The organism is Mycobacterium sp. TH-M25 (assembly GCF_057473665.1).
Map to the genome: position 1 here is coordinate 1 of NZ_JBYCLA010000434.1, position 4,030 is coordinate 4,030.

A 4,030-nucleotide genomic window follows, 5' to 3' on the forward strand; every position below is an offset into this window, starting at 1 on the left:
TGTTTTGGCGGCCTCCCAGAACGGCTCGGTCGTCTCGTTGACCGCGATGCGGATGTGTTCGCCGGGGATCGTCGTTGCCAGTGTCGTCGTCGGCGCGGTCATGCCGCACGCCCCAGGATCAGACCGCTGACCGGCAGGCTGGCCGGCCCGCCGGTTACCAACGCCAGGTCGGCGTCGGCGACCTGGTTGATGGCGGTGCCGCGCATCTGCTCGACTCCTTCCATAATGTGGGTCATCCCGATGATGTAGGCCTCGGACAGCTGACCGCCGTGGGTGTTCACCGGGATGGAACCGCCGTGATAGCGGATCGCACCGCTTTCGACGAACGGCCCACCCTCACCTTTCTCACAGAAGCCGTAATCCTCGAGCTGCATCAGCACCATCGGAGTGAAGTGGTCGTAGAGCAGTGCAACATCGATGTCGGCGGCGGTGATGCGGGCCTGCTGATACAGCCTCTCGGCGATCGGCTTGTTGCCCGACGAGGCGAAGTAGTCGTCCGGCATTCCCATCCACGCGAATGCTCGACCCCACTCTCGTACACCACCGTGCGCGGCGGCGACCACCGGTACCGGAGGCTGCTTTAGGTCACGCGCCCGGTCCATGCGCGTGGTGATCACCGCTACCGCGCCGTCGGTCTCCTGACAAAAGTCGTACAGGCATAAAGGTTCTGCAATCATGCGCGCGTTAAAGTAGTCCTCCACCGTCAGCGGCGCCCGGTGTATCGCCTTGGGCCGGTTGGCCGCGTTGGCCCGTGTCGAGATGGCGATTTCGGCGAACGCCTCCCGACGGGTGCCGTACAGATACATGTGCCGACGGGCCAGCACCGACATCAGCTGCCCGGGACCGAACAGCCCCGACGGCTGCAGGAACGAGTTGATCGGGTCGGGCTCCATCGCCGAAAACACCGATCCCAGACGCTGTTTGGACTGCTGCAGGGCCATCAAGGTCACCACGACGGAGGCGTCGCCGGAAACGATCGCCGCTCTCGCCAGACCAATCGCGCCGGCCGAGCCGCCGCCGCCCGACGTCAGCGCCGCGGTGAACCGGACTTCCGGAATCCCGAGGGTCTCCATGAAGTCGGCGGTGTCCATCTTCTCGGTGTAGCCGGCGCTTGCGCCCGAGTAGTAGGCGAAGCCATCGATATCCGTGACGGTCAGACCGGCGTCCTCGCAGGCGGCCAGGATGGCCTCACAGGCAAGCTCGGTCGTCGTTTTCGGTAGGGACTGACCGCGCTTGTAATAGGGCGTCGCGCCGATTCCGACGATCGCGACGTCGCGCAAACCGGAGAAGTTCGGCACGGGCTCAGACGGTTTCGTCGCTTGGGACCGGAGGGACATCCGGAAACAGTTCGTAGAACGTGCCCTGGGTGATCCGCAGCCGGGTCTGGTCGCTGACGCCGTCGAAGAGCTGTTTCAGGGTGTCCTGGGTATGCCCGAAAGTGCCCTCCATGTGTGGGTAATCGCTGCCGAACATCACATTCTTGTAGCCCATGTGTTCGTAGGCCGCGACTGCGGTCTCGTCGTGCTGGAAGGACGCATAGACCTGGCTGTACAGGATTTCCTTGGGCGATCGATCCAGCTTGGGGCGCACCGCCATGTGATGCTGGCGATAACCCTCGATCATTCGGTCGCCAAGGAACGGAACCCACGTGGCGCCACCCTCGGAGATCAGCATTTTCAGACTCGGGTGGCGGTCCAGCGCCCCGGAGGCCACCATCTTCATCGCCGCCCGCTGACCCGAGAACGTGGTTTCGGTGTAGTTCATCACCGCACCCCCCGGACCGCGATAGACCATGCCGGCCCCGCCGGTGGCACCGCCGATCGTCATGTCCACCGGATCGGTGCCGATGTGGAAGGCCAGCACCATCCCGGATTCCTCGGCCGCCGCCCACAACGGTTCCCAGTCGTTGCGGTGCCAGTCCGGCGCACTCGGATGCGGCGTGGTCGGCAAGAAGACGGCCTTGAAACCCTTGTCGGCGGCCCACTGCAGCTCTTCGACCGCGTCGTTGACATCGAGGATGGACACCTGGGCGGTCACCACATAGCGCGGCGACACCGCGGCGATCTCCTCGAGCGCGTACTCGTTGCTCACGCGCATGCAGGCCTTGAGAAGTTCGGGGGTGCGGAAGCTCGATGCCCACATGCCCAGGGACGGAAAGATCACCTCGCCCCAGACTCCTTCCTTGTCCAGGTCGTCGAGCCGCACTTTTGCGTCACGGACGCCCTGGGGCCTGGAGCTCTCCTCGACGAACTTCACCATTGCCGAGGAGGGCAGCTTGCGCCGGAAGATCTGACCGTCGACGTGCACCGTCTCCCACTCCCCGTCGTCGTCCTTCTCGGCGCGTGGCGTCAGATCCGCGAGCTTCTTGGGAAGTCGGGATTGCCACAGGTCATCGGGTTCCATGAAGTGGGAATCGCCGGAGTTGGTCCAGATAAAGCTCATTTGATCCTCCAGGGCTGCGGGGCTGCCTGCATCGATGGTGGCAGCTTCGCGCGAGGAAGTCCAGAATTGTTAATGAACTGTCATTATTATATGGCCGAGGTGCCAGGTGCGATAAGACTGTCGTGACGCCAAAGGAGGCCTGATGGCGGGACCGGGAACCGAGATGTCGGCGACCGCGCGCCGTCGTAACGCCTCGGGGGAGTCGACCCGCGTGATGCTGATGGAGGTAGCAGAGCGGCTGTTCGCCACGCGGGGCATCGAAGCGGTCACCCTGCGCGAGAGTCAGGAGGCCGCCGGCCAGTCGAACACCTCGGTGATCCGCTATCACTTCGGCTCGCGAGATGGCCTCATCCGGGCGCTCATCGCATTCCGCCTGAGCACACTCGGCACCGAGCGGCAAGAAATGCTGGCGCGGATGCGCGACGAGGGTAGGGAGGCCGATCCCCGCGCCGTGGTGTGGCTGCTGGTGCGTCCACTGGCCAATAGCATCAAGGCGGGCGAGATGTTCGTGCCGTTCTTGGCGCGGCTCAGCGAGGAGCCGCGGGCCCGCACGGACTACTGGCCCGACCACCTCGACGACGACTGGACCCAGGAGCGACTCGAAGAGCTCGTCGAAGCCGCGCTGCAGGACCTGCCGGAGCGAGTTCGGCGCGGCCGCACGTTCCAGCTCTACACCAGCCTGCTCAACGTGCTGGCCGAGTCGGCGCGGTCGGGCCACGGGATCGGCGAGGCTCAGCTGCATAACTACGTCGACGGCTGGGTTGGCATGCTGACCGCGCCTGTGTCGTATGAAACGCGCGGCCTGTTCGCCGAGTCCGAGCAGCGCTAGTCACCGCCGCCGACGATCTTGCGTGCATGCAGGTCGGCGATCCGTGCGTCATCGAGTCCGATTTCGCGCAGCAATGCGTCGGTGTGCTGTCCGATCGTGCAGCCGGCATCGGCCTTGGTGCGCGATCGTGAGAACCGGTACAACGGCGCCAGACGCCGGTGCTCCTCGAAGATCGGGCTGTGGGCCGTTACCGAATAGCCGGCCTCGAAGTACGGGTCGGTCTGCAGCACCAGTTCTGAATTGCGTTCCACCACTTCCACGCAGCCGACGTCCTGGGACGATAGTTCGTGTTCCCACTCCAGTTTGGTCTTGGTGGCGAACACGGGGCCGAGGACATCTGTCAGGGCTTCGTCGTTATCCGCCCGCGACGTCGCCGTGGCGAACCGCTTGTCGGCGTACAGGTCGACGTAGGGAGCCATCGCCTTCGCGAGTGCTGGCCACTCGTGGGCGAGCGGCGCCGCCAGGAAAACCCAACCGTCGGCGGCGCGATACATGCGGTACAGCGCATTGAGCCCGTAGAAGTTCTCGTCGGCCACCTCGGGTTCGGGTCGGCCGGCGTAACCGGTGTTGTTGGTGATCAGCGCCTGCAGCGTGGTGCCGAGCATGGTCGTCACCATGTTGGGCAGCTCGATTCCCCGACGTTTGGCATACAGGCCAACCATCAGCGCCGAGGCCACCCCGAGGGCCGCGATCCCGTCGGCCTGCACTGCCGGTGTGGCGCTGCCGGCGTGCAGTGTCACCGCCTTGCGATGGATGTCG

4 protein-coding genes and 1 pseudogene are annotated in these 4,030 nt (G+C 64.9%); 1 reads left to right on the forward strand and 4 read right to left on the reverse strand.

Translation table 11 applies throughout. From position 1 onward, the window contains the following. The 3 genes and pseudogenes from AC2VOU_RS14700 to AC2VOU_RS14710 all read right to left on the reverse strand — a co-directional run. A pseudogene (locus tag AC2VOU_RS14700) lies at positions 1 to 102 on the reverse strand (acyl dehydratase); the annotation flags it as partial. Further along, positions 99 to 1,298: a thiolase C-terminal domain-containing protein gene (locus AC2VOU_RS14705; protein WP_486958039.1), complete on the reverse strand. Its 1,200-nt coding sequence runs from the start codon at positions 1,296 to 1,298 to the stop codon at positions 99 to 101. The gene AC2VOU_RS14705 and the pseudogene AC2VOU_RS14700, both read right to left, overlap by 4 nt. A gap of 4 nt (positions 1,299 to 1,302) precedes the next feature. Continuing rightward, positions 1,303 to 2,442 (reverse strand): amidohydrolase family protein, encoded by a 1,140-nt coding sequence (locus AC2VOU_RS14710; RefSeq protein WP_486958040.1) that lies wholly within the window; start codon positions 2,440 to 2,442, stop codon positions 1,303 to 1,305. Positions 2,443 to 2,584: 142 nt separating this feature from the next. Here AC2VOU_RS14710 and AC2VOU_RS14715 point away from each other — a divergent pair, with 142 nt between their 5' ends. Further along, a complete protein-coding gene (locus AC2VOU_RS14715) occupies positions 2,585 to 3,271 on the forward strand; it encodes a TetR/AcrR family transcriptional regulator (RefSeq protein WP_486958041.1) in 687 nt (228 codons plus the stop codon). On the opposite strand, the gene AC2VOU_RS14720 is transcribed toward AC2VOU_RS14715, so the two are convergent. Then, on the reverse strand, positions 3,268 to 4,030 hold a 763-nt coding region (locus tag AC2VOU_RS14720), incomplete at its 5' end, for a CoA transferase (protein WP_486958042.1). The genes AC2VOU_RS14715 and AC2VOU_RS14720 overlap by 4 nt on opposite strands.